Below are 2,869 nucleotides of genomic sequence, written 5' to 3'. Positions count from 1 at the left end.
CGAAGAGTACCCGGGTATTAAGATCCTGATTTTGTCGATGTGTACCGACGTGGAGATAATCAGCGATCTGCTGAATCTCGGTATATATGGGTATGTTTCCAAAACAGACAGCCCCGAAGAATTACAGAAGGCAGTTGTCAGTGTTTGTACCGGGAAAATTTACCGCAACCGTTTTTTTACCGAACTACTCTATTGGGGTGTGCAAAAAAACGTAGCGCAGCTGGCGTACGATAAAAGCATGAAGCTGACGGACCGGGAGGTGAAAATACTGCAGTTGTTGTGGAACGAAAAAAGTAACAGGGAGATTGCAGACCTTGTCCATTTAAGTATCCGGTCAGTGGAGAAGATAAGACAAATCATTAAAGATAAAATTGGAGCGAAGTCAACAGTTGGACTACTAAGATATGCGGTAGAGAACAATATTATACACACTGCGGCCAAACCGCAATTTTAATAAAACCCTTATCTGTGCTGTGTATTGCGCCCTGTTAATAACCATCCGGATAATCACCAATGATGGTTTTTCGTAAAAACCGCACTTTTTTTCGTAGTCTCCCTATATCTTCAGAAAAATAATCGGACTAAATTGTTGTCATAACAGCAACATACCTGCATAGCCGGGTGAAGTAAAAATTGATACCTGTAAAGTGAGTAATGGTACTCACTGTAGCGATAGCTATTTTGTGAACCCTTTTTGTATTACCTCTCTAATGTTAACCAAATGAGCCTATTTACTGCGGGATGGTATGTAATGTATACAAGACCACAGCACGAGAAGAAAGTTTCTATCCGGCTTTCTGAATTGGGTGTTTCCAGTTATTTACCAGTCAGAAAAACGCTTAAGACCTGGCATGACAGAAAAAAGTATGTGGAGGAACCCTTGTTTCAATCCTATGTTTTTGTATACCTGACCGGTATTGAGGATTACTACCTGGGCCAGCAACTTCCCGGTATGCTGCAGTATGTGCGGTTCGGCAGAGAGGTTGCAAGGGTGCAGGAAAGTATCATCAATAACATTAAGCTGATCATTGAAAGCAATACGGATATCGAATTTTCCACTGCGTATTTTCAACAGGGACGGAAGCTGGAAATCCGCCATGGCGCACTTACAGGGCTGATGTGTGAAGTAGTGCAACAGGACAATAGAAAACGGGTGCTGGTGCGCGTACAGATGCTTCAGCGAAACCTGTTGCTTACTTTGTCTCCGGATTATTTTAATGTCATATCTGCCTAGCCGGTACCAGCTGAAACAGCAATATCAGATGAAGCCCTTAAAAGCCTGTATTTTTATTCTATCCTGCCTGGTATTTTTCCTTCCCGGCAGTGCGGCATTCAGCCGGCAGCCGGGGAACAGCCCTCAGCCCGACAGTATTGACCAATCTGTTATACAATGGATGAAGGAAAAGAAAATCCCCGGCGCCAGCCTTGTTCTCGTCAATGGTCAGCAGACTATTATACGCAACTATGGCAATACCGGGAATAGCCGTGGGGATAAAGTAACTTCCAACACCCTGTTTGAAATTGGATCCTGTAGTAAAGCTTTTACCGCGATGGCCGTAATGCAGCTGGTAACAAACGGCACGCTCCACCTGGATAAAAGTGTAACAGACTATCTCACCTGGTTCAGACCCACCTACAAAGGCGTGGCAGCAACGATCACCCTGCGCCAGCTACTGCACCATACATCCGGTATTCCCTGGGAAACCATTGCAGACATTCCGGAAGATGACCGCCCGGGCGCCCTTGGGCGAACCGTTCGTAAGTTATCGGCTGTGAAGCTTCATCATAAGCCGGGAAAGGAGTTTGAGTATGCAACAGTGAATTATGATATACTCGCCTTTATCATCGCAGAAACCACCGGGTATACATTTGAACGTTATCTGCAGGACAGCGTTATTAACAGGCTGGGGCTAACGGCCACCTCTGTTGGTGTTCCTGCCGATGAGGCTTTTATGGCAACAGGATTCAAAATGGGTTTTTTGCACGCCTTTCCTTATCAGGCGCCCAGGTATGCCGGCAACAACGCTGCAGGATATATTATTTCCAATGCAACAGACATACAGAAATGGCTGATGTTCCAGATGGGGCTGTTCCCGGCGCCCCTTTATCCACTGGCGGTTGCCACACAACAGCGGGATGAAACGGTTCCTTTACACGGAATGGCTGCATACGCCATGGGATGGAATGTGTCTCTCAACGGTAGCGGCGAAATCTACCACGATGGTCTTAACCCTAATTTCTCCACTTACATCGCTTTCAGAAAAAAACAACAACTTGGGATAGCGCTGCTTACGAACGTTAATAACAGCAGTACGCCGCTGATGGGAGACCGGATACTACGGATGCTGGCATCTGATGAAATAAAGAAGGAAGGGTTCCCGGACGACAGTAACGATGGCGTATATACGCTGATATCATTGGTGCTGGCGATGTACATTTTATTACTGGTGGCAGCGATGGTGTTCATGTGTATACAGGTGGCACGAAAAAAGCGGATGTATGAACGGCTTTCAGTAAAACGCATTACCAAAGCAGGAATGGCTCTACTGGCAGGGCTTCCATTTCTCGGAGGCGTGTATTGCATTCCGGCGGCTATGGCCGGATTTAACTGGGAGGCAGCTATCGTTTGGAGCCCGTTTAGTTTTAAGATCATGGTGATGCTGATATTATCTGCTTTCCTGGTCAGCTATATAGCGTATCTCCTCGGTTTCCTTTTCCCCGCGAAAAATGAACTGTACAGCACTATGCCAAAGGTGTTGGTCCTGAGTATATTTTCAGGTATCGCAAATATGATCATCATTGCACTGGTAACCTCGTCATCAGCCAATAAAGACGCGGACCTGAAGTTTTTGATGCTGTATTACGTTTT

The 2,869-nt window shown here is 45.8% G+C and carries 3 protein-coding genes; all 3 read left to right on the top strand.

All coding sequences use genetic code 11. The features are described from left to right. Positions 1-454, top strand: a 454-nt coding sequence (locus VN105_RS19370; protein ID WP_325643242.1) for a response regulator transcription factor, incomplete at its 5' end; no start/stop codon positions are given. A 267-nt stretch (positions 455-721) separates the two neighbouring features. Then, entirely contained in the window at positions 722-1,234 is a 513-nt protein-coding gene (locus tag VN105_RS19365; RefSeq protein ID WP_325643240.1) for a UpxY family transcription antiterminator, read from the top strand. Between the two features lie 28 nt (positions 1,235-1,262). Continuing rightward, on the top strand, positions 1,263-2,869 hold a 1,607-nt coding region (locus tag VN105_RS19360), incomplete at its 3' end, for a serine hydrolase domain-containing protein (protein WP_325643238.1).

It is taken from the genome of Chitinophaga sp. (assembly GCF_035564935.1).
Classification (GTDB): domain Bacteria; phylum Bacteroidota; class Bacteroidia; order Chitinophagales; family Chitinophagaceae; genus Chitinophaga.
Note: the sequence above shows the minus strand (reverse complement) of the source record. Positions and strands in the feature narration are given on the sequence as shown.

Bases quoted from the DNA above. Each gene is read 5' to 3' on its own strand.
- VN105_RS19365 (WP_325643240.1), top strand. From the start codon at position 722: ATGAGCCTATTTACTGCGGGATGGTATGTAATGTATACAAGACCACAG.